General features: G+C 33.6%; 20 protein-coding genes and 3 pseudogenes. 9 read left to right on the top strand and 14 right to left on the bottom strand.

Translation table 11 applies throughout. From position 1 onward, the window contains the following. Nucleotides 1-13: 13 nt before the first annotated feature. Both SSP_RS11525 and SSP_RS11530 read left to right on the top strand, forming a co-directional pair. The gene (locus SSP_RS11525) at nucleotides 14-1,129 is read left to right on the top strand and encodes a YibE/F family protein (protein WP_011303889.1); all 1,116 of its coding nucleotides are present in this window, start codon (nucleotides 14-16) and stop codon (nucleotides 1,127-1,129) included. After that, a complete protein-coding gene (locus SSP_RS11530; RefSeq protein ID WP_002484235.1) occupies nucleotides 1,126-1,896 on the top strand; it encodes a YibE/F family protein in 771 nt (256 codons plus the stop codon). Before SSP_RS11525 ends, SSP_RS11530 begins: the two co-directional genes overlap by 4 nt. A gap of 184 nt (nucleotides 1,897-2,080) precedes the next feature. Here SSP_RS11530 and SSP_RS11535 read toward each other — a convergent pair whose 3' ends face one another. Next, entirely contained in the window at nucleotides 2,081-3,325 is a 1,245-nt protein-coding gene (locus SSP_RS11535; RefSeq protein WP_011303890.1) for an ammonium transporter, read from the bottom strand. 110 nt (nucleotides 3,326-3,435) lie between these two features. Continuing rightward, nucleotides 3,436-4,317, bottom strand: a complete 882-nt coding sequence (locus SSP_RS11540; protein ID WP_011303891.1) for a GNAT family N-acetyltransferase — start codon at nucleotides 4,315-4,317, stop codon at nucleotides 3,436-3,438. A 201-nt stretch (nucleotides 4,318-4,518) separates the two neighbouring features. Here SSP_RS11540 and SSP_RS11545 point away from each other — a divergent pair, with 201 nt between their 5' ends. After that, on the top strand, nucleotides 4,519-4,797 hold the full coding sequence (locus tag SSP_RS11545) for a hypothetical protein (protein ID WP_002484239.1): 279 nt from the start codon (nucleotides 4,519-4,521) through the stop codon (nucleotides 4,795-4,797). Nucleotides 4,798-4,890: 93 nt separating this feature from the next. On the opposite strand, the gene SSP_RS11550 is transcribed toward SSP_RS11545, so the two are convergent. Then, complete coding sequence (locus tag SSP_RS11550; protein ID WP_011303892.1) at nucleotides 4,891-5,874, bottom strand: LysM peptidoglycan-binding domain-containing protein; 984 nt, start codon at nucleotides 5,872-5,874, stop codon at nucleotides 4,891-4,893. A 163-nt stretch (nucleotides 5,875-6,037) separates the two neighbouring features. Beyond that, nucleotides 6,038-6,817, bottom strand: a complete 780-nt coding sequence (locus SSP_RS11555) for an arylamine N-acetyltransferase family protein (RefSeq protein WP_011303893.1) — start codon at nucleotides 6,815-6,817, stop codon at nucleotides 6,038-6,040. A 343-nt stretch (nucleotides 6,818-7,160) separates the two neighbouring features. Here SSP_RS11555 and ilvD point away from each other — a divergent pair, with 343 nt between their 5' ends. Then, on the top strand, nucleotides 7,161-8,855 hold the full coding sequence (ilvD, locus tag SSP_RS11560) for a dihydroxy-acid dehydratase (protein ID WP_011303894.1): 1,695 nt from the start codon (nucleotides 7,161-7,163) through the stop codon (nucleotides 8,853-8,855). A gap of 556 nt (nucleotides 8,856-9,411) precedes the next feature. Here ilvD and SSP_RS11565 read toward each other — a convergent pair. The 3 genes and pseudogenes from SSP_RS11565 to SSP_RS11580 form a co-directional block, all read right to left on the bottom strand. Further along, nucleotides 9,412-9,963: a GNAT family N-acetyltransferase gene (locus tag SSP_RS11565; protein WP_011303895.1), complete on the bottom strand. Its 552-nt coding sequence runs from the start codon at nucleotides 9,961-9,963 to the stop codon at nucleotides 9,412-9,414. Between the two features lie 337 nt (nucleotides 9,964-10,300). Further along, nucleotides 10,301-11,962, bottom strand: a pseudogene (gene lip, locus SSP_RS11570) (YSIRK-targeted triacylglycerol lipase). A gap of 337 nt (nucleotides 11,963-12,299) precedes the next feature. Next, complete coding sequence (locus SSP_RS11580) at nucleotides 12,300-13,631, bottom strand: sodium-dependent transporter (protein WP_172606403.1); 1,332 nt, start codon at nucleotides 13,629-13,631, stop codon at nucleotides 12,300-12,302. Between the two features lie 298 nt (nucleotides 13,632-13,929). Between SSP_RS11580 and brnQ the strand changes: the two genes are divergently transcribed. Both brnQ and SSP_RS11590 read left to right on the top strand, forming a co-directional pair. Continuing rightward, a complete protein-coding gene (gene brnQ, locus SSP_RS11585; protein ID WP_011303900.1) occupies nucleotides 13,930-15,234 on the top strand; it encodes a branched-chain amino acid transport system II carrier protein in 1,305 nt (434 codons plus the stop codon). Between the two features lie 193 nt (nucleotides 15,235-15,427). Further along, nucleotides 15,428-15,799, top strand: coding sequence for an iron chaperone (locus SSP_RS11590; RefSeq protein WP_011303901.1), 372 nt, complete (start codon nucleotides 15,428-15,430; stop codon nucleotides 15,797-15,799). 504 nt (nucleotides 15,800-16,303) lie between these two features. On the opposite strand, the gene SSP_RS11600 is transcribed toward SSP_RS11590, so the two are convergent. Then, entirely contained in the window at nucleotides 16,304-17,041 is a 738-nt protein-coding gene (locus SSP_RS11600; protein ID WP_011303904.1) for an alpha/beta hydrolase, read from the bottom strand. Nucleotides 17,042-17,203: 162 nt separating this feature from the next. Then, nucleotides 17,204-17,733 (bottom strand): annotated as a pseudogene (locus SSP_RS11605) (hypothetical protein). Nucleotides 17,734-17,947: 214 nt separating this feature from the next. Between SSP_RS11605 and SSP_RS11610 the strand changes: the two are divergent. Next, nucleotides 17,948-18,682: a poly-gamma-glutamate hydrolase family protein gene (locus tag SSP_RS11610; RefSeq protein ID WP_011303906.1), complete on the top strand. Its 735-nt coding sequence runs from the start codon at nucleotides 17,948-17,950 to the stop codon at nucleotides 18,680-18,682. Between the two features lie 65 nt (nucleotides 18,683-18,747). Here the strand turns inward: SSP_RS11610 and SSP_RS11615 are convergent, their stop codons facing one another. Further along, entirely contained in the window at nucleotides 18,748-19,854 is a 1,107-nt protein-coding gene (locus tag SSP_RS11615; RefSeq protein ID WP_011303907.1) for a CynX/NimT family MFS transporter, read from the bottom strand. 332 nt (nucleotides 19,855-20,186) lie between these two features. Next, nucleotides 20,187-20,699 carry a GrpB family protein gene (locus SSP_RS11620; protein WP_011303908.1) on the bottom strand — a complete coding sequence of 171 codons (513 nt, stop codon included), beginning with the start codon at nucleotides 20,697-20,699 and terminating at the stop codon, nucleotides 20,187-20,189. 245 nt (nucleotides 20,700-20,944) lie between these two features. Here SSP_RS11620 and SSP_RS11625 point away from each other — a divergent pair, with 245 nt between their 5' ends. Then, nucleotides 20,945-22,384, top strand: coding sequence for an MDR family MFS transporter (locus SSP_RS11625; protein ID WP_011303909.1), 1,440 nt, complete (start codon nucleotides 20,945-20,947; stop codon nucleotides 22,382-22,384). Nucleotides 22,385-22,446: 62 nt separating this feature from the next. Here the strand turns inward: SSP_RS11625 and SSP_RS11630 are convergent. Further along, nucleotides 22,447-23,337, bottom strand: a pseudogene (locus SSP_RS11630) (LysR family transcriptional regulator). Between the two features lie 116 nt (nucleotides 23,338-23,453). Between SSP_RS11630 and SSP_RS11635 the strand changes: the two are divergent. Beyond that, complete coding sequence (locus SSP_RS11635) at nucleotides 23,454-24,617, top strand: MFS transporter (protein WP_011303912.1); 1,164 nt, start codon at nucleotides 23,454-23,456, stop codon at nucleotides 24,615-24,617. Between the two features lie 108 nt (nucleotides 24,618-24,725). Here SSP_RS11635 and cspD read toward each other — a convergent pair whose 3' ends face one another. Both cspD and SSP_RS11645 read right to left on the bottom strand, forming a co-directional pair. After that, nucleotides 24,726-24,926, bottom strand: coding sequence for a cold-shock protein CspD (gene cspD, locus SSP_RS11640; RefSeq protein WP_011303913.1), 201 nt, complete (start codon nucleotides 24,924-24,926; stop codon nucleotides 24,726-24,728). Nucleotides 24,927-25,286: 360 nt separating this feature from the next. After that, nucleotides 25,287-25,730 carry a VOC family protein gene (locus tag SSP_RS11645; protein WP_011303914.1) on the bottom strand — a complete coding sequence of 148 codons (444 nt, stop codon included), beginning with the start codon at nucleotides 25,728-25,730 and terminating at the stop codon, nucleotides 25,287-25,289. Nucleotides 25,731-25,996: the final 266 nt, after the last annotated feature.

Below are 25,996 nucleotides of genomic sequence, written 5' to 3' on the forward strand. Positions count from 1 at the left end.
GGACTGAATTTATTTGAAGTCTGTTAAAACATTATTAACACGCCCCTTCAATTGGGTTGTACTTACCTTTTGCATTATTTTTGTTGGATTATTCATATTCACTTTTTTTAATGCTAAATTCTATGACACACCGATTGGGCAAATTACACAAATAAACAATACTCAATCAACACAAGTGTCAGATGAACATCACAACAAAGATACTAAGCATAAAGAAACATTACATATTCATATTTTAAATGGTAAATTCGAAGGTAAAACAACTACAATCACACATGAATATACCGAGTCACAAGCAGACAGTGAAGCATTTTCAAAAAATGATAAAGTCTTATTGCACGTTGACAAAAATCTCACCACCGCCTATATAACGGAAAAGAAACGCGATAGTTTAGTCGTTGCGATAACTGGTATATTTTTATTAACCGTGTTACTAGTAGGTAAAAAAATAGGTTTACAATCGATTCTATCTCTTGCGCTCAATACATGTATTGTATTATTAGCGATTTATATTCATAATCAATCGCCAAATATCAGTCTGTTCGGCCTAATGAGCATCGCCATCTTCATTTCTACGACATTAACGCTAGTCCTCGTCACAGGCTGGCAATGGCGGACACTCATCACCATTATCAGCACTTTACTTGGCACATTCTTATGCGTAGGTATTACGCAATGCATCATTCAAATAACTGATGGCTCTGGTTTAAAATTCGAAACTATGAGTTTTCTAACCTTGCCACCAAAGGAAGTATTCTTAGCTTCTGTCATGATTGGTTCACTAGGCGCTGTCATGGATGTTGCTATTACAATTGCCAGTGGTATGGCTGAAATTCTACGTCGTACACCTGATATCAGTATGAGACGTTGGGCACTTGCAGGATGTAACATCGGACAAGACATTATGGGAACAATGACAAATATATTACTATTTTCATATTTATCCGGAAGTTTGCCTATGCTCCTAATTTACTTAAAAAATGCAAACACCATTACGTATACAATTTCTATGAATTGGTCATTGGAAATTTCCCGGGCAATCACGGGTGGTATTGGCATTGTCTTAACAATTCCCATCACCATTCTATTGATGCAAGTTTGGTTTAAATTGCGAGGTGTTAAATCATGAGTGCGATAACATTATTAGGTCTCATATTATTTATATTAATGTTGATCTTTGGTGGGAAAAAGGGATTGATTTCTTATCTGACACTGTTTTTAAATTTTGTCATTTTATTTATTTCAATTATACTCATCATATTCGGTGTGCCTATTTATCTAGTTACACTTATATTCTGCATTGTTATTGCAGCCTGTAATTTGTTTGTACTAAATAGCTATAATACAAAAACAAAAGCTGCATTTTACGCTACAATCGTTACGACAGTCATATTAATCGCAGCTATATATTTATCCGTTTCAATCGGACATTTACAAGGGTTTACAACCGAACAACAGGACGAAACTTATATCTTTTCTATGAATATCGGTATAGATATGGTGAAATTTATGGTATTTACCATCGTACTTGCCGTGATCGCCGCTGTTATTGATTTAGCTATTACAATCAGTTCTCCAATGTATGAATTAAGCGAAACAAATCCTAATTTAACACAAAAAGAATTATTTCATTCAGGTATGCGGGTCGGTCGTGAAATATTAGCAACATCAGCCAATACGATATATCTCGCTTATTTCGGTGGTCAATTGACATTGTTTTTCTGGTTTTTCAAGCTTAACTATTCCTTTGGGCACATTATAAATTCTAAAATTTTCGCACAAGAATTCATTTCTATTATTCTTGGCGGTATCGCAGTTGCTATAAGCATCCCAATTACTGCATGGTTAACAGCATTATTAATCAAAAATCAAAAAGCACCAGACACCCATCGTTAATTTTAAGGACAGCGTATCCACAGTTCTTCTTTGTATTGTTTCAAAGCATCATCCTACCTCATATTATGTTGCGCTGTGGATGTAATCATAGATGTCATAAATTGTATGTTCAGTGCTGCCATCTCATAACTAACTAAAAACCAGTCTGAAACATCAACGATTGTTTCAGACTGGTTTTTTATATTTATTTACGTCTATTTAATTTATTTAATTCGCCACTAAAATAAGCGCGCTCCCCATGTACAACATAATCCAAGCCTTGTGCCTCTTCTTCTGTATCTGTCCCTAGTTCACTAAATTGGGCAATCACTTTCGCAATAATAAAAGTCATGATCCCACTAAATACAATGGTAATAGCTACAGCTATCAACTGATTGATTACGGGCATCATACCTCCGCCTAATAAAAGCCCATTTACCACATCGCCATTAATATGATGTGACTGAAATACACCAGTTAAAAGTGCACCGACCACCCCCCCTACACCGTGTATGCCAAATGCATCTAAGGCATCATTATAATGTAATTTCCCTTTAATGTAATTAATGACGAAGTAACAACACACACCGCCTATAAGCGCAATCACCACAGCACTCATATATCCTACGAAACCGGCAGCTGGTGTAATAGCAACTAATCCTGCAAGCATGCCCGACAACATACCTATCAAACTCGTCGTTTTCTTCATGCAATACTCTATCATTGACCAACCTAAGGCACCTGCACTCGCTGCGAGCACCGTATTCACAAATGAAATCATCGCTATTTTATTAAACGACAATGCGCTCCCTACATTAAATCCATACCACCCAATCCAAACGAAAATTGCGCCAATAAGTGTAATAATAAGGTTATGTGGCGGTCTTTTATCAAAGTTTTTCCCTGCACCAATCATAATTGCTAAGACCAAACCAGATATACCAGACGTTATATGCACAACTGTTCCACCTGCATAATCAATCGCACCTAATTGATCAATCCAACCTCCACCCCATACCCAATGTGCAACAGGACTGTATACACAGATAACCCATAAAAACACAAAAATTAAATAAGGTATAAACTTCATTTTTTCAGCTATTGATCCTGATAAAATTGAAACTGCAATGGTACAGAACATCAACTGAAATAGCATAAACAGCGCTAAAGGTATATGCGGTGAAATTGCTGATTGTGTACTAAAACCAACATGAGCTAAACCTATATATGTAAAATCTCCAAAAAATGAATTCCCAGATCCAAAACTAAAGCTAAATCCAAATAACATCCATGCAAACGTTACTATAACAATTGCCGACATACTTTGCATGACTGTATTCAATACGTTTTTAGATTGAACCAATCCCCCATAAAACAAACTTAACCCCGGTGTCATTAACCACACTAGTAACGTACAAAGAAACAAAAATAATGTATCATTCATATTCATAGCACTCACTCCTTTATACCGGAGCATAAACCCATTCCATATGAATAGCAAAAATGCGTCAGGAAAAATAACACTTTATGTTACCTTTTCTAACGCATTCCATATCATAACTATTTAATTGTCCGCCTTAAAATATAAATAGATCGACCTTCTAAAGTAGATGTTCCCGCATTTTCATAATTGGCCTGTTTATACAATGCTTGTGCTACGATATTGTCATTATTAACAGTGAGATAAATTTCATCTATATCTGGAAATTGTTTACTCAAGTAGCCTGGCAGTGCATCCATTACTTTTTTAGCGTAACCTTTCCCACGTTGGTTTTTATCAATGCTAAATGACCTAAAAAATATTGCGACTTTATTTGTAGTATATGGTGCCACGCCTTGCCCCTCATGTAAAGTAAAAAAGCCAACACATTGGTGCTTATGATTATAAATTAGCGTAGGATGCCTTTCACTATCATGCGCTGCGAGTTTGATATTTTCAACAGGTGTCTTAGTGAATTGACGATCGGAAATATCTAACGCTATATGCTTCACATCACTTATTAATTTCTCAGTATAGGGAACAAGCTCAACGAAAGATATCTCTCGTTCTATATTTTTAAAATGTTGCTGTTCTTCTATCCATGTAATAACGGCAGGCGCAATTTTATGTTCATCCTTTTTATCTATCCATTGTAAATCAGTGATTTCTTGACTTGGTACCAAGGTAGACCAATCTATATCTGCCGTCGTATAAAAACAATTGAGTTCTGTTTTCATATTTTTTTGTGGGTAGGCTTCGCCAACAACGGTATGCATATAAATTAAAGATGACTCAGGTATATCTAATTGTAGTTCTTCATTTAATTCTCTTTGTAACGCTTGTTTATACGTCTCTCCTATATCAATCTTGCCGCCTGGAAAATAATACTTTTCTCTATTCCTTGACTGAACAAGCAATAATTTCTCTTGTTCTTCAATTACTAAACACACACATTTAATCATTACTCAACACCCCACAGCATCAATTTCCGTTCCATACTAACTTTATATTAATGAATCAAACTGGTTTTATACTATCAACGCTTATGTTATCATATTTTATTATCCATACACATTAAATTTCAGACAATCTTAATTGAATGTATATTAATGGTATAATACGAAACAAGATAACTATTTTCAAAAATGGAGGCTTTACGATAAATGGCTAAAAAAACTAAAATAAATCGCATTTCTAACACACTTAATTTTGTAGGCATTGCTGTAGAAGGCTTTAATTGGTATGCCTATCAATCAAGAAATAAAAAATTAATTTACGCAAGCATTGCCATCACTAGTGTTGGGGCTGTGTTAGATTTTTATACAGCTTTAAAATCACCACGTAAATTCGCAAAAGTATTTTCAACTTTCACACTTGCGAGCACACTATTTTCAACAGTAAAACGCTTAAAATCTGTTCGTAAAGGTGAAGTAAGTATCTAGTCACCAACAAACCAACCCAAGTTCTATTTAAAAAAACTCGAATCACAATATGGACATCCATACTATGCTTCGAGTCTTTTTTTTAATTTATTATTAATGAATATATACATAAGAACTTACTTGTGAAGCAGGAATTGTTCTATAAGTCACAATACCTGGTGATGCACTATAGTTCATTTCAGAAATCGTTATACTACCGTTAGCATTTACAGATTCTACAAACGCTACATGACCATAATAGCCCATATCAGATTGTAAGATAGAACCAACAGTCGCTTTGCGGTCTATTGTATAACCATCCGCTGCAGCAGCTGTATCCCAGTTATTGGCATTCCACCAATATGTACTAATTCCTTTACCAATTTGGGCACGTTTATTGAATACATGCCACGTACATTGACCCCAGTCATATAAATTTGAATGATTAAAGACAGGTGTCTTATACCCAGCAGATCCAGTAGAACTTGATCCTGAACCACCTGTAGATGCTTTACCTGATACTTTTAATTTTTGACCTGGATAAATATTAAAGTTAGTTAAACCATTTAAACTCATGATTTTTTGATACGTTGTGCCATATTTTGCAGCAATCGCTGATAATGAGTCACCCGATTTAACTGTATAGGTTGTTGTGCTGCCACTACTTGTGTTCCCTGAAGTATTTGAGCTACTTGAAGACGCTGCACCTGATACTTTTAATTTTTGTCCCGGATAAATATTAAAATTTGATAAACCATTTAGGCTCATAATTTTTTGATACGTTGTGCCATATTTTGCAGCAATCCCTGATAAAGTGTCACCCGATTTAACCGTGTATGTTGATCCCGTAGATGTATTTGACGATGTACTAGAACTTGTTGAACCAGATACTTTCAACGATTGATTCGGAAAAATAACGTTTGACGTTAAATTATTAAGCGACTTTAACTTAGCCACTGACATATTATATTTATTCGCTATTGACCATAATGAATCGCCGCTCTTAACTTTATAAGTTGTTGCAGCATCTGCGTTTGTCCAAGTAACTGCAGCTAATGCGCTTGTCCCGATTACAGTTGCAATAATTTTTTTACGCAATTTATGTAAACCTCCCAAATATTCTCTTTTTTCGCTTCATCTCTATACTCACCTGTTTATTATACACCCTCGACCTGTAAATGAGTATATTAATTATATTACATTATCATTACAAAAGAGAACAACTCGGTTGCGTTCAAATTAAACCGCAAACAACAAAGATTTATTCAAAAGGTCGTAATTTTATATTTTCTATACCAAAATATGCTTTTAATAGTGTCTGATAATTACTTTGTGTTACAGGAATTTTTTCTTTTTCACCATGATCCGTAATCGTTAAATGATTATTAGATAATGTTACGCGTCCATACAACTTTGCTTTACTAACAATTAATTTTTTTACAAATATAGAATGCGCATCATACTGATTAAAATGAATCGCTTCATCGAAATCCATGATTGCTTGCGCTTTGTCAATCGCGCGATATTGAATTTCCCAAGCCTCATCTTTATATTTGCTCATATCAATCGTTTGCGTATCAATCCACGACGCTTGAAATTTTCCATTCACATCCTCAATCACTTCCGTTTCATTTTTTAATGGCATCGCTTGTTTAGGTACATCGGCATAACCCACATCCACTAAATATTTTTCTTGATTTATTTGTACAATTAATGCCATATGAGAACCGGCCATGGCCCACCCATTACCCGTATTGATTGTTGCTGATATCATATAAGCATCAAACCCTTTGGACGTTATCCAACTATGGAACAAACGATTCTGTTCGTAACAATAACCACCTCTGTGCTCTGAAACAATTTTATAAATCATCGCCTCATCGTCTAAAGCAATCGGTTGTTTATTTTGCACATTGATATTTTCAAAAGGTACATTAATAACATATTGATATATATAATGATTTATTGTTGTTAAATCATTGTCACGATAATTTTCTGTATTAATATTTAAGTAATCTTCTAATGGTTTAAAATCGGTCATTGTCTTCACCCTTTTTAAATTTAAAATACTCCCTAATACAATTCATTTTAATAAATTTTGCTAGACTAATACAATTCATTTTAATAAATTTTGCTAGACTAATACAATTTATCTACATTACACATTTATCGATTTTTTCAATTTTTATTATTTGCAAATAACAAAAACGGGTAAGACAATACATATATGTATTGATAGATTTGACACTAGACTAATAAATAGATACGGTGTATATTCGATGTTTTTAAAGTTGTTATAGCTTAACAATTCAATTTTTCTGATTTTTCAAACTTTTAAATTCATATTTCAATATCTATCAAACTATTTTAATGGGGGTAATTATTTGACTAAAGAACACAGCGAACAACAAAAAGATTTACGTATTCGCAGCAAAGTAATTAGTGAAGGTGTCAGTCGTACACCCAATCGAGCTTATTTACGGGCACTCGGCTTTGAAGATGAAGATTTTCAAAAACCAATGATTGGTGTTGCAAGTACTTGGAGTGAAGTCACGCCATGTAATATGCATATTGATGGTTTAGCTCGTGCTTCAAAACAAGGCATTAGTGAGGCAGGTGCTTCGCCACTTATTTTCAATACCATTACAGTATCAGATGGTATTTCAATGGGAACAGACGGTATGCGCTTCTCTTTACCAAGTCGTGAAATTATCGCGGATTCTATAGAATCAGTTGTCAGTGCTGAAAATTTAGATGCACTTGTCGCTATTGGTGGTTGTGACAAAAACATGCCGGGATGTATGATTGGTATCGCTCGTCTTAATTTACCAGCTGTCTTTGTTTATGGCGGCACAATATTGCCTGGGAAATTGGATGGTAAAGATTTAGATGCTGTTTCTGCCTTTGAAGGCGTCGGACAGTATAATAATGGCGAAATAGATAAAGAGGCACTTCACAAAGTAGAATGTGCCGCTTGTCCAGGGGCCGGTGCTTGTGGTGGTATGTTCACTGCCAATACGATGTCATCTGCTATTGAGGCCATGGGCATGAGTTTACCAGGAAGTGCTTCGCATCCAGCAGTTTCTACAAATAAATCCAAAGACAGCAGAGCAGCAGGTAAAGCCGTTTATAAACTATTAGAAAAAGGCATCTATCCAAAAGATATTATGACTAAAGAAGCATTTGAAAATGCAATTACTGTAGTCATGGCACTTGGAGGATCTACCAATGCAATTTTACATTTACTTGCTATTGCACATACAATCGAAGTCGATTTAACACTTGATGATTTCGAAAAAATTCGTAAGCGTGTCCCACATATCGCTGACTTGAGACCAAGTGGTAAATATGTCATGGCACATCTTGATGAAGTCGGTGGTATTCCAGCAGTTATGAAATTATTACATGACAAAGGCTTAATCCATGGAGATTGCTTGACCGTAACTGGCAAGACTGTTGCTGAAAACCTTGAACAACAACCTGACCTAACCGATAATAAATCTATCATTGATTTTGACAATCCAAAACATGCTACTGGACCGCTTGTTATCTTGAAAGGAAATCTTGCCCCAGAAGGCGCCGTTGCAAAAATCTCAGGTCTGAGCGTAACTTATATCAAAGGACCCGCACGCGTATTTGATTCCGAATCTAAGGCTACCAAAGCCATCTTAAATGACGAAATCAAACCAGGTGACGTGGTCGTTATTCGATATGCTGGCCCTAAAGGTGCACCTGGCATGCCTGAAATGCTATCTGCATCATCCATTCTTGTGGGTAAGGGATTAGGTGAATCTGTAGCGTTACTCACAGATGGCCGTTTCTCTGGCGGTTCTCATGGTCTTGTTATCGGACACGCAGCGCCAGAATCACAAGTTGGCGGTCCGATGGCATTATTAGAAGAAAACGACACGATTACCATTGACGCAGAAAAACTTGAAATTAGTTTTGATGTATCAGACGAAGAACTTGAGCGTCGTAACAAACAATGGCAAGCACCACCTTTAAAAGCCAATCGAGGTACGCTAGCTAAGTATGCTAAGCTTGTGTCATCCGCTTCAAAAGGAGCTATCACAGACTAAATTTTCTTTATAGGCAAGTAGCAGCGTAATGTCGCTTGTTATTAATAGTTATTTCTAGCACTAGAACCACATTTGAAACATGACTAAACGATTTTAATATCATGTTCTAGTTATACTAGCAATCTATTTCATGAACTTGTGTTTTACATTTAAAAAAACAGCTAACTGCTGTGTATATGAATGAATAGGCCGAAACTTCTAATGAAGTTTCGGCCTATTCATTTTGCTGAAAAAATAAAACAATTCCATTCAAGACACTTTAGCATGCGCAATTGTTTTTATTTTTCCTCGCTATACCATTTGCGAATGCTTTTTTACCATTTAGGTATTACTCAATACAATTGAGCGCAATTATATTAAAGTAAGGGTAACAAAACAAAGCGAGGTGAGTTACATGAGCTTTATCATTGATATCATCAAAAAAATCGTTGGTTTATTCACAGGTAAATAATTTTTAAAAATTATTTGATGGGTTTGGGACATAAATTGTTGTCTCAAGCCCCTTTTTTATTAGAGCATAGGTGCAAGCGCTGACTCCTTTTTAACCTTTTCCATGTTAATCATTTACGTTTGCCCATTCTTCACGCAGTATGCCCATTTTAATCGCATCATATAAGTGGCCTTCTACAATTCTTGCTTGGCGAATACAAGCTTCTTCTTTCATACCTACCCTCATTGCAAGTTTTATCATCCGTTTATTACCAGACCAAGTGGAAATACCAAGTCGATGTACAAAGTTCTGTTCAAATAAATAATCTACCCACAATTTAAATACTTCAGAACCAATACCACTTTCCCAAAACTTTGTATCATAGATGACAATACCTATTTCTAACCAATTTGTATTTTTATCCACCCAGTACGATCCAACTGTACCTATAAATTGACCATCAGCCATAATAGCTAACGTACTTTCTACATTTGGATAAATGTAACGCCCTTGTTTCGTTCGCTCAAAAAATGTAGATTTATCTATTTTGGGTTCATTAATATACGGTCCATTCCATTTTTTAGCTGCTTGTAGCTTTTCTTCATACTTCCAATAATAAATTTCATCAATTATAGCATCGTTTATGACTGCTAATTCACCTTTTGAAAATGGAATCATTGAAACGCCTCCCAACTATTAGTACATATTATACGCATGATCATTTAATAAATATACTTTCATCCATAAAAAAGCTCTTCCTAAAAAGTTTACACATATTGCGTGCCTACTTTAAGAAAGAGCTTGTGATATATAGCTTAAATACGATTTTACTTAATAAGCTTTACGTGAATAGCTAACTTACGTTTAGATGTTCAAATCATCTTAGCGAACTGATATCATATTTTACTATTTTATTAAAAGAATAAAGATTTTATTACTCTGAAGAAAGAACCTAATAAATCGAATAAGTCACCTGACGTCATCATAACCTCCTTCGCAAAATTTATCGCACAAATTATGCATCAAATTGTTCGTTACGTACTAAATCATCGGCTAAACCATGCCAAAACTGTTGTAGTTCTTCTGTTGGATGGCTATAATCCGTTTCATCTTGGCCAACGAAATCTACATGATCCCAACCATGTTTGATAGGTGTTACTTGCCATATACCTTTTTGAATTTGATCTGTTGCTTCTGTATATGCCTGATTAAATGGATGTTGTGCTGAAATTGTAGAAATCAGACCATCATTTTCACGCCATTCTTTTTCTGCTGCTTTCCCAATCACATTACCTGTAACAGTGAACGGGAAGAACATGCCGATATCAGATTTTTGCTTACCTAATAATGTCGGTCTTGTAGATTCACCAGTATAGGTTTTATATACAATATTAGGATTTAGGGACGTTTTTTTATTTAACTTTTCTGCGCCTTCACGTGTTAAATCATAGAAACCATTATCTTGCGTTGTCCAAAGTGCACTATTTTGTACACGTTGTACATATTTAACATATGATTCGCCTTCTCTTTGTTTAAGTCCCCATTGTCCAAATCCAAAATCTACTTTAGAGTTTTTATTACCTTTGAATTTCGCATAATCAAGGGCCAACTGTCTTACAAAGGCTTCATTACCCAATTTATCTGCGGCAATTGTACCATTATGTGGCGTACCTAAAGTCGTAATAGAATTAATCATATTGTCATTCGTACCTTGATATAATGGTGAAATTTCACCACCATGCGCTTTTTGATATTCTATTTCTTCTTTGTTGCCGTTACGCAACAGTTCTTCTAATTGTCTTACCGTTTGTCCACCCATACTATGCGCTACTAGATGTACTTTTTGTCCTGGCTGCCAATCTTTATACACACCTTCATATGTTTTTCCGTAACGGTCATGTCCATATTTTTCAGCATGTGCTGCACCATAGTCCACAGTACCACCTTTTATGTATTAATAAAGTTCAACAGCACGGTCATAGTTACTGCTTAATACACCTATACTTGCTTCATATGTTTCATATCCATTACTTTCTAAGTCTTGGCGAATATCCAATTTGTCGCCACCCCAGTAATGCGATAAAACAGATGGATTAATAACATCTGTGAAACCATTAAAGCCATGAACCAAAATGATTGGGTCTTGTTTTTTATACTGTCCTTGTTTAGCAGTTTTATTTGGTTGTTCAGCTGTTTTGTTAACAGCTTGCTCTTGTTGCGCTTTATCTTTTGCATTGTATTCCGGATCTACTTAGTCTGCTTGTTCTTGTTGCGCTTTATCTTTTGCGTTGTATTCTGGATCTACTTCATCTGCATGCTCTTGTTGCACTTTATCTTTTGCGTTGTATTCCGGATCTACTGTATTTTTATTATCAATTGTTTTTGTTTGATCGGATTGTTGTTCAGTATGTAAGCTTGCATTATTCGTATTTTTTTCATCATTCGCTTGTGTATGATCATTTTCAACCGGTATTGCTGATGTTTCATTCACTAATTTTTCTTGTTTATCATTCCCCAATTGATTCCCATTCAATTGTTGTACCTTTGTTTCAGTATGATGGTCTTCTTCAGCAGCCTGAGCTGTCCCTACACCTAAAAATAGTAATGAACCTATTAAAATTGAAGAAGCGCCGAAAGTAAATTTACGTATACTGTACTTGTTTTGTCTTTTATCCATATTCAACACCTCTTGGTTAATGATTTTATACACATTCAAATAAAACTATATGAAAAGATTAACGATAAAACGTGGTATCAGTTCAAAAAACTTACCAATTAAAGCTTTCATACGACTCAACTCCTTTAAAAGAAAACGCTTACATCATTTCCGAAAATTTTTATTTATCAAAAGAATAATTTAAGACATTAAGTCCATACATCGTATCTAAAAAATTAAAACTTTTAATAAATAATTTAATTAGATTTTACTAAATAACTGCTATCAAGCCAACGATAGAGTGCAATTTAATTTTGCGCAATCAAAAAAGCACTCGCCAAATAACGACGAGTACATTTTAGATAAATTGAGCAATAAATATTAGTACGATGATGACCGGTAAAATAAATTTCACTAGATAATACCACGGCATAAATAATTTAAATTTATCTTTTCCAAAATGGGCTTTTAAATCATCTTTGTTTAGCACTTGTCCTACCACTAACGTTGTCCCTAATGCACCTAAAGGCATTAATATGTTAATAACTAAAAAATCCATATTATCAAATATTGAACCTGCGCCAAATTGAATACCACTTAAACTACTAAATGACAATGTAGCAGGTATACTAATCATAAACACTAATAAACTAGCATAAAAAGCAACAGGTTTACGTTTTGAATTATCATTTTTAGTAAAGTTTGAGACGTTTAATTCAAGTAATGATATAGAAGAAGTCAGTGCTGCAAACAAGAATAAAATTAGAAAAATTAAATAGAATCCTTGTCCAAAAGCCATCTGATCAAATACTTTGGGTAATACTTTGAATAATAAGCCAGGACCTTCAGTTGGACTGTAACCAAATGCAGCGATTGCTGGGAATATCGCCATTCCTGCTAATACCGACACCAAAATGTTCATAGCAACAATTGAAACTGCAGAAGTCTTAATAGTCATTTCTTTCGAAGCATAACTGGCATAAGTAATCATGCCCGTTGTTCCTAAAGATAAAGTGAAGAATGATTGTCCAAGTGCAAATAAGACACCTTCCATGGATATATCTTCTAAACGTGGTTCTAAGATAAACTTCAAGCCTTCCATTGAACCCTCTAAAGAAAATGATTTAATCACAATCACAATTAAAAAGATAAACAGTAATGGCATCATAAATTTAGATGCTTTCTCTAAGCCTTTTTCGACACCCATCATAACAATAATCATTGTTAATAAAATGAAGATACCTTGACCTGTAATGGTTAACCAAGGATTTCCTATAATCGTCTCAAATGCTATACTTCCTAATTGATCATTACTAAAAGTTAATATTTGAAACGCTACATTGATGATATATATAACGATCCAGCCACCAATGACACTATAAAAACCAAATAATATAAATACTGCTAAATTACCGTTCCAGCCAATGACATTAAGCCAACGCTTTTTCGTTAATTTTTCATATATTTTAGTTGTGTAGGTTCTCCCCATTTTACCTACAGTAAATTCCATTATAAGTAGTGGCAATCCTACAAATATCGTAAATACTAGAAACATTAGTAAAAACGCACCACCACCATATATGCCAGCCATATATGGGAATTTCCACATAGCTCCTAGTCCGATAGCAGAGCCAGCACTTGCTAAAATAAATCCTGTCGAGGATTTCCATTGTGATTGTTTATTCATTATTTTTACATCCTTTATATTTTACAAAGCTTTATTGCGTTAAAGCGTTCGCGTGACATAGCATCTACTATAACATTTTTTTATGACTGACTCAATATATTTTTACACATGATTTCCTTATTAAAACCATGACACCAATCATAGCAAGCTATAATAACATATGAATGTTTCATGAACTTTCATATGAAAAATACTTTAAATATTATAAATTATCTGACATTTCATTGAATATATATTCAATTTATGATAAAGTAGCATGTGTTTTGTACAAGACAATCTCCTTGAAATCGAGGTATTAAGAATGAATAAACTCATACTAATTTCTGGTCTTATGTTATTTTCATTTTTCTTCGGGGCCGGAAATTTAATATTTCCACCTATGTTAGGTTATACAGCTCAAGAAAATATGTGGGTTTCTATGACTGGATTCGCTATTACAGGTATTTTACTTCCTTACATAACTGTAATCGTTGTGGCATATATGAACGGTGGCGTTGAAAGTATTGGGAATAAAGTACACCCAATCTTTGGTACTGTTTTTGCTATCTGTATTTATTTATCTATTGGAGCACTTTATGGTATTCCAAGGGCGGCTAACGTTGCCTATGAAATCGGAACCAACCATGTTTTACCGGTACATAATCATTTCACTTTAATTATATTCTCGCTTATCTTTTTCCTAGTTGTTTATCTAATTGCGCTTTATCCAAATCGTATTATTGATAACCTTGGAAAATATTTAACGCCGATATTAATTATTATTATTGCAGTCTTATGTATATTAGTAATCATTAATCCTGAAGGTTCAATCGGACAAGCGAGTGGCGAATATGCTCAAACACCTATCGTGTCAGGTATTTTAGAAGGTTACTTCACCATGGATTTAGTAGCGGCATTAGCCTTTTCCGTAGTCATCGTTCAAATGTTTAAAATGAGCGGTGTAAACGATCATAAGACGCTTGTAAAAAATGTAATTAAATCCGGACTGATTTCAGCCATATTATTATTAATTATCTATTTTGCACTGGCGTATGTGGGTGCGACTACAAGTCATGAAGGCTTTAAAGATGGAACTGGTATATTAACATTCAATTCGTTACGCGTATTTGGTTCAATCGGAAACTTATTGTTTGGCGTTATCGTTATCTTGGCATGTTTAACAACATGTATTGGTTTAGTTAATGCTTGCGCAGCTTTTGCTATGAAGAAATTACCAAAAATATCCTACAAGATGTTTGTTTTAATCTTTTCTTTATTAGGCTTTTTAGTTTCAACATTAGGCTTAGAATTGATTTTACAAATCGCTGTGCCACTCTTAACATTTATTTATCCAACATCGATTGTATTAGTCCTTATATCATTGGTAAGTATTTTCATCCCATTTGAGATGAAATATGCATTTATATTACCAACACTTATGACACTATTCATTTCGTTGTTACAAATATTTAATGATTTTAACCTGTTCCAACCATTAATTTCATTATATAAAGTGCTACCATTATCAGATATACAATTAAGCTGGTTACTTCCATTCATTATTTTATTATTTATTGGATTAATCATTGATTATTTCTTAAAAAATAAAACCGTCAGTACATCTTAAATAGTCTGACATGCCATACTTAAATATATGATTTGAAATTCATTGAGTATTCGTTACCTAGATTAAATGAGGTAGACGAATACTCTTTTTTAGCTACAAGAAGATATATATTATCGTCATTTGTTATAATCAGTATAAACAAATATATGCAATTGTCATTTGATTAATAAAACATATAGAATGGAGCATTATCATGGATACATTCAATACATTTTTAGAAACAATTGATAACGACAAACACAAAGCAACATTGTCTGAAGTTTTGAACTGGATTGCAGATACGTTTCCTAACTTAAAAACAACAATAAAATGGAATCAACCTATGTTTACGGATCACGGCACATTTATCATTGGATTTAGCGTTGCGAAACAACATTTTTCAATCGCTCCCGAAGCTAAAGCTTTAAAGGAATATACACAACAAATTGAGGCAGCTGGTTACTCGCAGACCAGCAACCTTTTTCGAATAAAATGGAGTCAAGACGTAAATTACACGTTATTAAAATCTATAATTCAATACAATATAGATGATAAATCCCATTGTGATACATTCTGGAGACCATAACTTGAAAAATACATCTTTCTTTTTTGTGCTGATTCACTAAAGACGAAAACCACATACAAAACCCCCTCACCTAGTTTTCCAGTGAGGGGGTTCTGTTCATGATTCTATTTATTCAGTAAAATCACTTCATATGAGTTATTTAAATATTTCACTATCATTTTAATAATAAATTGGAAATATTTTTTAAATGGCTAAAGCAAATGTTTATAGGTTCTATTTTTATATAAAAGCCATAATTCCAGATATTAAAAATAAAATAGCGCAGATTAGATACAAGTATCCTAGTTTTTTCGATTGTTTCTTAACTATGACATAATAAAGTACTATCATGGATAGTGCTAAAACAAGTGACGAGACGCCTCTATGAACAGATATGATATTAAACATGAACACCCCGTTCACGATAAAAAGTATTACCGATATCACAAGTGCAATTTTATCGAACTTATCAAGTCTTCTCTCTACTTGTTTCATTGACACATACCACCCTTTTGAATATTTTATCTAATAATCTTCAAAAAATGCGATGATGTCTTGTTCTACTTCGAGATGACCCTCACCATAAGTCATCAAATGTTTAGACGGGCCATAGCCTTTCATTTCTTTGTCTTCATGTTGGATGCGATCATAAATATAACGTGCACTCGTTTCATAAGCATCATCATCTTGCTCGCCATATTTAATTGCAATCGGTTCAGTAATATCTTTTAAATGCGCCATGACATTTTCTACCAATAATTGAAACTTATATAGCTGAGGACTATAATTTTCAATTTCAGCCAACTGTTGGTCAATATTTGCTTGTTCAAGACCAACTAAACTCCCCATACGCTGTCCATAAACTTCAAGTCTACCCGAAAGACCCGCATCACTTTTTCTATAAGGTGTAGACATAATCGCTATTGAACTTATCTCTTTGCTTTCTGCCAATTTCAATGACAAGATACCACCTAGCGAAATACCGCACACACTAATTTCTGAATATCCTTTATCTTTTAAAAATTGGTAACCGGCCGTTGCATCTGCTAACCAATCATCAACATCAAATGCCATTAATTCATCAAGCATTAAACCATGTCCTTTGTATGCTGGTACATAACAGGTAAATCCCGCTTCATGTAATTTTGTTGCTAATAGTTTTACATCTCGTACGGTTCCTGTAAAAGAATGAAGCAATAATATCGCCTTTTCAGACGCTTCATGTTCCAAAAATATTGGATTCGGTGCCTTCACATTTATCATTATTTGTCACTCCAAATTTTAGTTTCTTTATGTATTGTAATTGAAAAGAACTTGTCCAACAAAATCTTTCATTTTAATCATACAATTAAAAAACTTCCTTTCAAAATGATAGACACAACATATCACTTTAAAAGGAAGTACTACAAATTCAATTTCCTATGCTTAATTCTTACTGAAAAACTGTAATTCATAAATAGATTCATCATTATAAACATTAAAGCTATCAATAATACCATTTAAATACAGTACTTGTGTTTTTCGACTTACATTATGTTGATATGATATTTTTACATTTAAATCTGATTCATAGCCATTATTTTTGATTGTCTTTTCAATTTCACTAAAAACATCACGATTAATTGGCAATAAATAACCTTCATTACTAGGTTGTATATTCACATATTTCTTTTGTAATACATCTTGTTCGCCAATATAAATTTCAATTTTTATATTTTTAGCTGCTCCGCCACCTAGGTTATATAATTTCAAATAATCTTGTTCGGAATCGCTTTCAATACCAACATTTTTCAATTGTAATTGCTCATTACTACGTTTAATTAAAATTTGATTGAAATCCAGCGCTGGTAAAAACTGACCTTCATTTGATAGAGTTGAATACTGACTGAAACAAAATAAAACAATGCCATAACAAAGGTACCAATTGAACCTATGGCTGATATAATTTTTATCAATTTTTAAGCCTCCTTTTCTTTGTTATTAAATTTATATTTATCATTCAGTTATTTCCTACATTTTAATAACAACATCATGTGTATATCCCATTTAACTTTCAACTAAAACATCTATACATTCTCCCCTTAAATTATATAAATATTTTATTTTTATCATTATAAAGTGATAATATTATATTTATATAATTTTTATTAACATCTATAGGAGCAATATATGTCTTTTCAAAATAATAAATTACGCTTATTCATCAAAATTTACAATTTCCGTCTCTCTGTTATAACTATCTTGTTAATGTTGCTTTTAATTATTTTCTCTCCAGATTTAAGAGCTGAAGATACTTATCAGTCTATGACTGACTTAATGGATAATACAAACGAAGGTACAGATTGGGAACTCAGTTATAACGATAATAATAGTGACACACTTATCGGTGCTATTCACGGTGGTAACATTGAAGCTGGAACTTCTGAAGCCGCAAAATTAACTGCGAATAAAGGCGCATATCGCTACTATGCGTTTGAAGGTATTCGACCATCAGACAATTCTGATCTCCATGTAACTTCCACAAATTTTGATGAACCTATCATTGAATCAATGCAACAAAAGGTTTCCAGTTCTGTAATGATTCACGGGGCAGATGGTAATGATGCCACAATATACATTGGGGGCAAAGATGAAACACTTAAAGATTCAATTGAAAATGAACTAACTGAAAATGGCTTTAATGTAGAGGTATCTCCTAGTCATCTAGAAGGTGAATACAGCCAAAACATTGCCAATAAGAACGCTGAAAATGCAGGTGTACAGTTAGAATTGACTACAGGTTTACGTCAATCTTTCTTTAATAACCAAGATTTATCATTTAATTCGCGTTCTGATCAAAGTAATTGGAGTATGACCCTATATGATTTTGCTCAGGCCCTTAAGGACGCGATTGAAGCAAAATAAATATGAATCAATCACAGTCACTGTTCATATCATCACTGTGTTCGATTCATATCTTTTTAAAAGTATTAAGTTTCTTCTTCCACCACTCTATTTTTAGCGGCTGCGAACCCAAAAATGAAAACTAAAATAGACATCATAATAAATGCAATAATGACAATGTCCCAGCTGTTTGTAAGGTCATGAAGCAATCCAATCAAAAATGGACCAAATGCAGCTATGAAATAACCAACAGACTGTCCAAAGCCAGACAACGAAATACTACCATTGCTAGTACGAGCACGTATTGAAAAGAAAGTCATACATAAGCTAAAACATGCCCCCATTGCTAAACCTACAATAACCATACCCATAATAAGTACTGGTAAGGATTGTGCAAAAATTAATCCAAATCCTATTAAAAAGAGCAATGTGACAATAATCACTAAAATACGTTGATTTTTTAATTTCGCAGCTATTACTGGAAATATAAATGTCATTGGTACTTGCGCAAATTGATTCAACATCAATAAATAACCTGCAGTATTAGGATCTATACCTCTGTCCATCAAAATAGAGGGCACCCATGCGACCATCGTATAAAAAATCATTGACTGAAATCCCATCGTTAATGCAACCATCCATGCGATTTTAGATTTTATCATATTTAATTTTTTATTTTTGTTTAATTCAGCATTTTCAATCGTTCTTGCTTCGAGATTCGATCCACTGCGCACGGTTAATAGCCAAAGCGTTATTGCAGCCAGCCCTAATATGACCCAAAACACTAACGACAATCTGAATCCTAATAGCGTCATTTCAGATAAAGGATGACTCAACCCTCCGCCCAATCCTGCAGTAAAATTCATTGTCCCACTATAAATGCCAGTCATAAGTCCTATCTGCATTGGGAAGTACCACTTTACATAACTCGGTAGGACAACATTTCCAAATGCAATGGCAACCCCTAATAAAATAGTACCGATAATAAACACATTAAAGTCACCCATAATACGTAATATTAAAGCTACAATTAACAATAACGTCGAGTAAAGTAATGTATAGGACATGGTCAAACGTGTTGTAACTTTAGATACTAAGGGTGAAACGATTGCAAATATAATGAGTGGAATCGTTGTTAGAAAACCTGCGATACTATCGTTGATTGACATCGCTTCTTTAATTTCATGAATCACAGGTCCTACAGAAGTTAATGGCGCTCTTAAAGTTGATGCAATAAGAATGATTGCTATAACAACAATCCAATTTTTTGAACTTTATGGTTCTGAGTTAATTCAGCCATTCTCCACCAACTTTCTCATTTTCATTTAATAAACTGATACTTATATACTGATGTAAGTATACAACACATTTTTGACATCGTTAATCGCATACGACTTAATAAAATGACGATTATTCTATTCTCTGAACAGATTTCTAACCACTCGCATTAGTCCAGATAACACTTAAGAGGGTTCATGTGCTTTATACACACACTTACTACTATTAATTTGAATCACAGACACTTTTATTTAAGATACCATTCAAGTGCTTGGCTTTCCAGCCGTTTTACAAATGCATCTTTTCCGTCACAATATCCTTCTATATCATATGGAAACTGGTGTGCTAACGCTACTTTTAATTCTCCATATGCATGTGCAACTGCCACATTTGTTCTTAAATAGTCTCTAACTGCCAAATGACGATTAATTTCATAATGATTTTCTTGTTGAAATGCATGCACATGATGTGTTCGAGGATTTTCTCCTTTTTTAAAAAAGCGTCTCCCTGTTATCCCATTTTCTCCTAATGCCTTATAACCTATATTTGCCATTGCTTCATTAAAATGATCTATTTTATTTATATCTTGTACAACAGGCAATATATCTATAATAGGCTTTGCCTTTAAGCCAGGAACTGACGTACTACCAATATGATGTATTTCAATAACTTCATCACCCAATATTGAAAGGATTTTTTGCTTTTCATTTTCAAATTGCATTATCCATTGCTTTTGATGTGATTGAACATCTATTTTCATAATTGCACACTTCCTCACCTATTTTTTTATAGTATACATGAACAACCATTGTCCTATCATGCTTCGATTACCTATCCGTTATATTTTATATGCTATTAAATATATTCCGAACAACTTGATACCATCCTTATTTTTTAAAAAATAATTGCAAAAAATATTAGATTTTTAACCTTAATGGTTTGCTTTGCTAACTTAAAAGGCATAAAATTTATCGTTGGGATGTTATAAAAGGAGAGGTAATCGTAATGTCGGAAATTACAATATCAAATAAGAAACGAAATACTATTATTTTAGTTATGCTCAGCAGTGCTTTTGTCGCGATGCTCAACCAAACATTGCTCAACACTGCACTTCCTGCCATTATTTCAGGTCTTGAAATCACTGAAACAACTGCTCAATGGCTCATTACAGGATTCATGCTTGTTAACGGAATTATGATTCCTATGACTGCATTCCTTATGGATCGGTTTCATACAAGATCACTTTATATTTTTTCAATGAGTGCATTCTTAATCGGTTCCATTATAGCTGCTTTTTCACCATCATTTGGTTTACTTATGTTTGCTCGAGTGATTCAAGCTATTGGGGCAGGTATTTTACTACCATTAATGCAATTCACTGTCTTCACCCTCTTTCCTTCTGAAAAACGAGGATTTGCCATGGGGCTTACAGGAATTGTTGCGCAATCAGCACCTGCAATTGGCCCTACATTAACTGGATTTCTCATAGACACCTTTAGTTGGAGAGCTCCTTTTATCGTAGTTGCAGCAATTGCTATCATTGCCTTTATTATTGGTATTATATTTGTCGAAAGTAATAACGAAACAAAACGTACAGAACTAGATAAAACGTCTGTTATGTATTCCACGTTTGGTTTTGGACTAATGCTTTACGGCTTTAGTAGTGCCGGTAATCTTGGTTTCTCTTCACCCATTGTTATCATTTCATTAATACTTGGTATTATCATCGTAGGTATCTTTGTCATGAGACAAATTAGAATCGATAACCCATTATTAAATATGCGTGTATTTGCAAATAGAACCTTTTCACTATCTGCATTCGCATCTATGGTACTATTTATCGGTATCGTAGGTCCGGCTTTATTAATACCCATGTATATTCAAACTGGTCTAGGACTGTCGGCTATCTTATCCGGACTCGTCATCTTGCCCGGAGCCATTGTCAATGCATTTATGTCCGTTTATACCGGCAAAATTTATGATAAATATGGTTTGAAAATATTAGCCGTACCTGGATTCATCATATTAATTATTATGACAATTTTACATTGTTTCTTAACTACAGACACACCTTATTGGTATGTTGTCATTATTTACGCTATCAGAATGTTTGCAGTAGCACTCATTATTATGCCGTTAAATACGATTGGTATTAACGCATTAGAAGCAAAAAATATTTCCCACGGCACTGCCATTATTAATTCTTTAAGAATCATTGCAGGCGCTATTGGTACAGCAGTTATGATTACAATATTAACGATTGTTAGATCTAATTACACTGAACATGTTAGTGGTTCGCAAAGTAAAACAGAAATCATGCAACATGCTACAGTGCTTGGTATCAATGCTGCATTTGCCTTCACGGCAATTTTAATGATCATCGGTTTCGTCTTAACCTTAATGATTCGCACTAAAAAAGAAACAATCAATAGCCGTGAAATTTAATATAAAAAATCCCCTCACATCAGTAATGTGAGGGGATTCATTTGATTTGGTCTATGATGTATTTACTGACATGTTGCTTTGGTTTTGTCTAAAAATAATTGTGCCGCTTTTGAAAATGTATGATCCTTACGCCATACTAAATTATGTTTCGAAACTAATTTTGGTTTCAATGGAATGAAAGTAAGTTCACTTTCTGTAGACGTATCAATAATACTGTCCAATGTAATCGCATAACCCAATCCTGCCTTTACCATCCACCCAGCATTGTAAGCCAAATTAAAAGTACTAACGATATTTAAATCGTCAAATTGTGTACCAAACCATTCTGCAAAATCATTTTTATCCAATGTTGTATCTAATACTTGTCTTGAACATATTAATGGTTTATCTACTAGATACTTATTATTAATATATTTATTTTATGACAATGGATCACCTTTTTTAACCACAACACCCCAATGATCTGAAGTAGGTAAATACAATGTCTTATATTTATTTAAACTTACTGGTTGAATCAGAATTCCAAAATCTAATAATCCCTTATCAAGCCTATTTGCGATATCGTCCGCATTACCACTATAAATATGAAATTGAATATTAGGGTGTTCATTGTGAATATCCTTAAAAATATTTGCGATAACTTCCATACCTTTTGTTTCACCACATCCTATATACACATTACCTTCAATACTCCTATCAATTACTTTGAATTCTTCTTGTATTTTATTAGACATTTCAAGTAATTCTTCAGCTCTATTTTTTAATAGTTGTCCTTCATCCGTTAGTTGAATATTATGATTACTTCTTTTAAAAAGTTTCACATTTAGCTCTTTCTCTAATTCTTTTATTTGTCTAGATAATGTTGGTTGCGTGATATGTAACGCATTCGCAGCACGCGTAATACTTTCTTCCCTCGCTATTCTCACAAAATATTGAAGTGTCTTTAGTTCCATAAGGCATCTCCTTTGAGTTATTCAAAATAAGCATAACTAAAACTTTAAAATAAGTATTTGTCATATCTTATTCTACCGCCTAAACTAAAATTATTAAAGTTTGGGAGGGACAAATGATGAAAAATAATAAATTAATCATATTCATCTTAACTATTGGCGTCTTCGGTATATTAAATACTGAAATGGGGTTTATTGGATTAATCCCTCAGATTGCTGAACATTTTAATGTAAGTACATCTACTGCTGGTTGGTTAGTTTCCGTTTTTGCTATAGGCATTGCGATATCTGGACCTATTATGCCTTTATTACTTTCAAAAATAGAACGTAAAAAAGTAATGATTGCTGTACTTGTTATCTTTATTATCAGTAACATTGTCTCATTATTCACAACAAGCTTCAGCATATTACTCATTGCAAGAATCATACCGGCCATATTTCATCCTGTATACATTGCGTTAGCATTTTCTGTTGCTTCTGATTCCGTTAATTCAAAAGATGCTCCAAAAGCAGTAGCTAGAGTATTTATTGGTGTCTCTGCTGGCATAGTCGTGGGTGTGCCTATCGTTAATTTCTTGGCAAATCAATTCAATTTATATGCTGCGTTAGCATTTTTCGCATTAATTAATATGATTGTATTGATTCTCACTATAATCTTTATACCTAAAATGCCCGCTAAAAAAGCAGTAACATATGGAACACAGTTACGTGTACTTAAACGCCCTTTAACTTGGCTATCCATTATTGTATCTATATTGTTTAATGCTGCAGTTTTTGGTGTCTATAGTTATTTGACCGATTTTTTAAATATTGTAACTAACGCGCCAAGTCATGCAGTATCTATTATTCTCTTTTTATATGGTGCCTCTAATATTTTAGGCAATGTCATTGCAGGTAAGCTATTAACAACGATTCCCAAAAAAGCAATTTTTCTTTTACCTTTTTCATTGATAATTATTTATGTGGCCATGTTTGGTATTGGCTCATTTTTAATTCCAATGATGATGATTTCAGTACTTTGGGGTATACTCGCAGGTATTTCAGCAAATATTACACAATATGTCATTATCTCAGTTGCGCCCGATGCACCTGATTTATCAAATGGTATTTTTCTATCTGCTGTGAATTCTGGTACAACCATAGGTACATTTTTGGGCGGCATATTTATTGCAAGTTTAGGATCGAATTTTGTTATCTTTATTGGCATACTGGCCTGTATGATAAATATTTTATTTATCTACTTAAGAAACAGGGAGCTTAAGCAGTTTGAAATAACTTCATAAAAAGCAAAAACCCCTTCATATGTTTTCACTACATGAAGGGGTTAATTATTCAATATTTGTATTTTGGGCATAAAAAAAAGACGAGTTATACTCGTCTTTTAGCCGTTATTATAGTTTAACAACGTTAGCTGCTTGAGGACCGCGGTCGCCTTCAACGATTTCGAATTCAACAGCTTGTCCTTCTTCTAATGATTTGTAGCCTTCTTGAGCGATTGCTGAGAAGTGTACGAATACGTCGTTTCCACCTTCAACTTCGATGAAACCAAAACCTTTTTCTGCATTAAACCATTTAACTGTACCGTTATTCATATTAAATTCCTCCATATGTGCTTTTGCACGAATATTTGTAATCTGTCTTAAAAAATCAAAAGGAGTAAATTCAAAAGAATAAAACTACAAATCAATTTCACGAACTAAATTACTTAATACCTATTATAGCGTTTACTTCTGAGTTTGTACACCCCTAATTGAAAATAACTTTTATTATTTAATCATTCTCGTCATTATATTGTATTGACCGACTTAATTTTCACACGATTCATGCATTGTTCTCAGTTAATTTAAAGATCAAGACAATTTTTATGATTTATGAGTTCACAATATAAAAAGAAAGGCAACTTAATCTATAAGTCCACACTTTCTTAAGTTTAATCCGTAACCGCCTGAGCGCTATTTGTTGATTTTTGTATAATCCTGACCGTGTAACATCCAACGTACATTGTACTTATCCGTAAATGCGCCCATTTTACCACCCCAGAATTGTTCTTCTAAAGGCATTTCAACATCTACCGCTTCTTTAACACGATGATATAACGCTTCAACTTCTCTTGTGTCATCTTCATTATTAATATCATAGTCTATTAATAATGAAATACCATTGTTAATTCTTTCTGCTCTACCAAATGAATCAGATGCAAGCACTGTAGTACCAGCAATATCAAATTGCGCATGCATTGTCGCATTAGCTGCTTCTGCTTCACTCATATTAAAATGAGCTGCTTGATCTTTACCAACTGGTAATCTTGTAATATTTGTAGCACCAAATACTTCTTCATAATATGCTAATGCTTCTTTTGTATTTTCAAAATTCAAATAAGGAAAAATTGTTGTCATCCTGACACCCCATTGTTTAATTTATACTTGCTTTGCATATTATTACATAAGCTATAAAATAGCGGTACTTTTAACTCCGAATTACACAATTTATTTTCGTTTAATTTGTAATGATACAACCAGAACCTATATCATCACACTTTTTTCTTATAAAATTCATGATCTTGCTAACATACTTAGAATAATCTTTTCCTTTTTGTCTCTAATTTTATGGCTTACTTTATACAAGCCTTGTTCTAACTTACCGTTTTCTACATATTTATTTA

The sequence above is a fragment of the Staphylococcus saprophyticus subsp. saprophyticus ATCC 15305 = NCTC 7292 genome (genome assembly GCF_000010125.1).
GTDB classification, from domain to species: Bacteria; Bacillota; Bacilli; order Staphylococcales; family Staphylococcaceae; genus Staphylococcus; species Staphylococcus saprophyticus.

Bases quoted from the DNA above. Each gene is read 5' to 3' on its own strand.
- SSP_RS11530 (WP_002484235.1), top strand. From the start codon at position 1,126: ATGAGTGCGATAACATTATTAGGTCTCATATTATTTATATTAATGTTG.
- SSP_RS11625 (WP_011303909.1), top strand. From the start codon at position 20,945: ATGTCGGAAATTACAATATCAAATAAGAAACGAAATACTATTATTTTA.
- SSP_RS11620 (WP_011303908.1), bottom strand. From the start codon at position 20,699: ATGAAAATAGATGTTCAATCACATCAAAAGCAATGGATAATGCAATTT.
- SSP_RS11555 (WP_011303893.1), bottom strand. From the start codon at position 6,817: ATGACCGATTTTAAACCATTAGAAGATTACTTAAATATTAATACAGAA.
- SSP_RS11565 (WP_011303895.1), bottom strand. From the start codon at position 9,963: ATGATTCCATTTTCAAAAGGTGAATTAGCAGTCATAAACGATGCTATA.
- SSP_RS11645 (WP_011303914.1), bottom strand. From the start codon at position 25,730: ATGACAACAATTTTTCCTTATTTGAATTTTGAAAATACAAAAGAAGCA.
- SSP_RS11545 (WP_002484239.1), top strand. From the start codon at position 4,519: ATGGCTAAAAAAACTAAAATAAATCGCATTTCTAACACACTTAATTTT.
- cspD (WP_011303913.1), bottom strand. From the start codon at position 24,926: ATGAATAACGGTACAGTTAAATGGTTTAATGCAGAAAAAGGTTTTGGT.
- SSP_RS11540 (WP_011303891.1), bottom strand. From the start codon at position 4,317: ATGATTAAATGTGTGTGTTTAGTAATTGAAGAACAAGAGAAATTATTG.
- SSP_RS11610 (WP_011303906.1), top strand. From the start codon at position 17,948: ATGTCTTTTCAAAATAATAAATTACGCTTATTCATCAAAATTTACAAT.
- SSP_RS11600 (WP_011303904.1), bottom strand. From the start codon at position 17,041: ATGATAAATGTGAAGGCACCGAATCCAATATTTTTGGAACATGAAGCG.
- brnQ (WP_011303900.1), top strand. From the start codon at position 13,930: ATGAATAAACTCATACTAATTTCTGGTCTTATGTTATTTTCATTTTTC.
- SSP_RS11535 (WP_011303890.1), bottom strand. From the start codon at position 3,325: ATGAATATGAATGATACATTATTTTTGTTTCTTTGTACGTTACTAGTG.
- SSP_RS11635 (WP_011303912.1), top strand. From the start codon at position 23,454: ATGAAAAATAATAAATTAATCATATTCATCTTAACTATTGGCGTCTTC.
- SSP_RS11590 (WP_011303901.1), top strand. From the start codon at position 15,428: ATGGATACATTCAATACATTTTTAGAAACAATTGATAACGACAAACAC.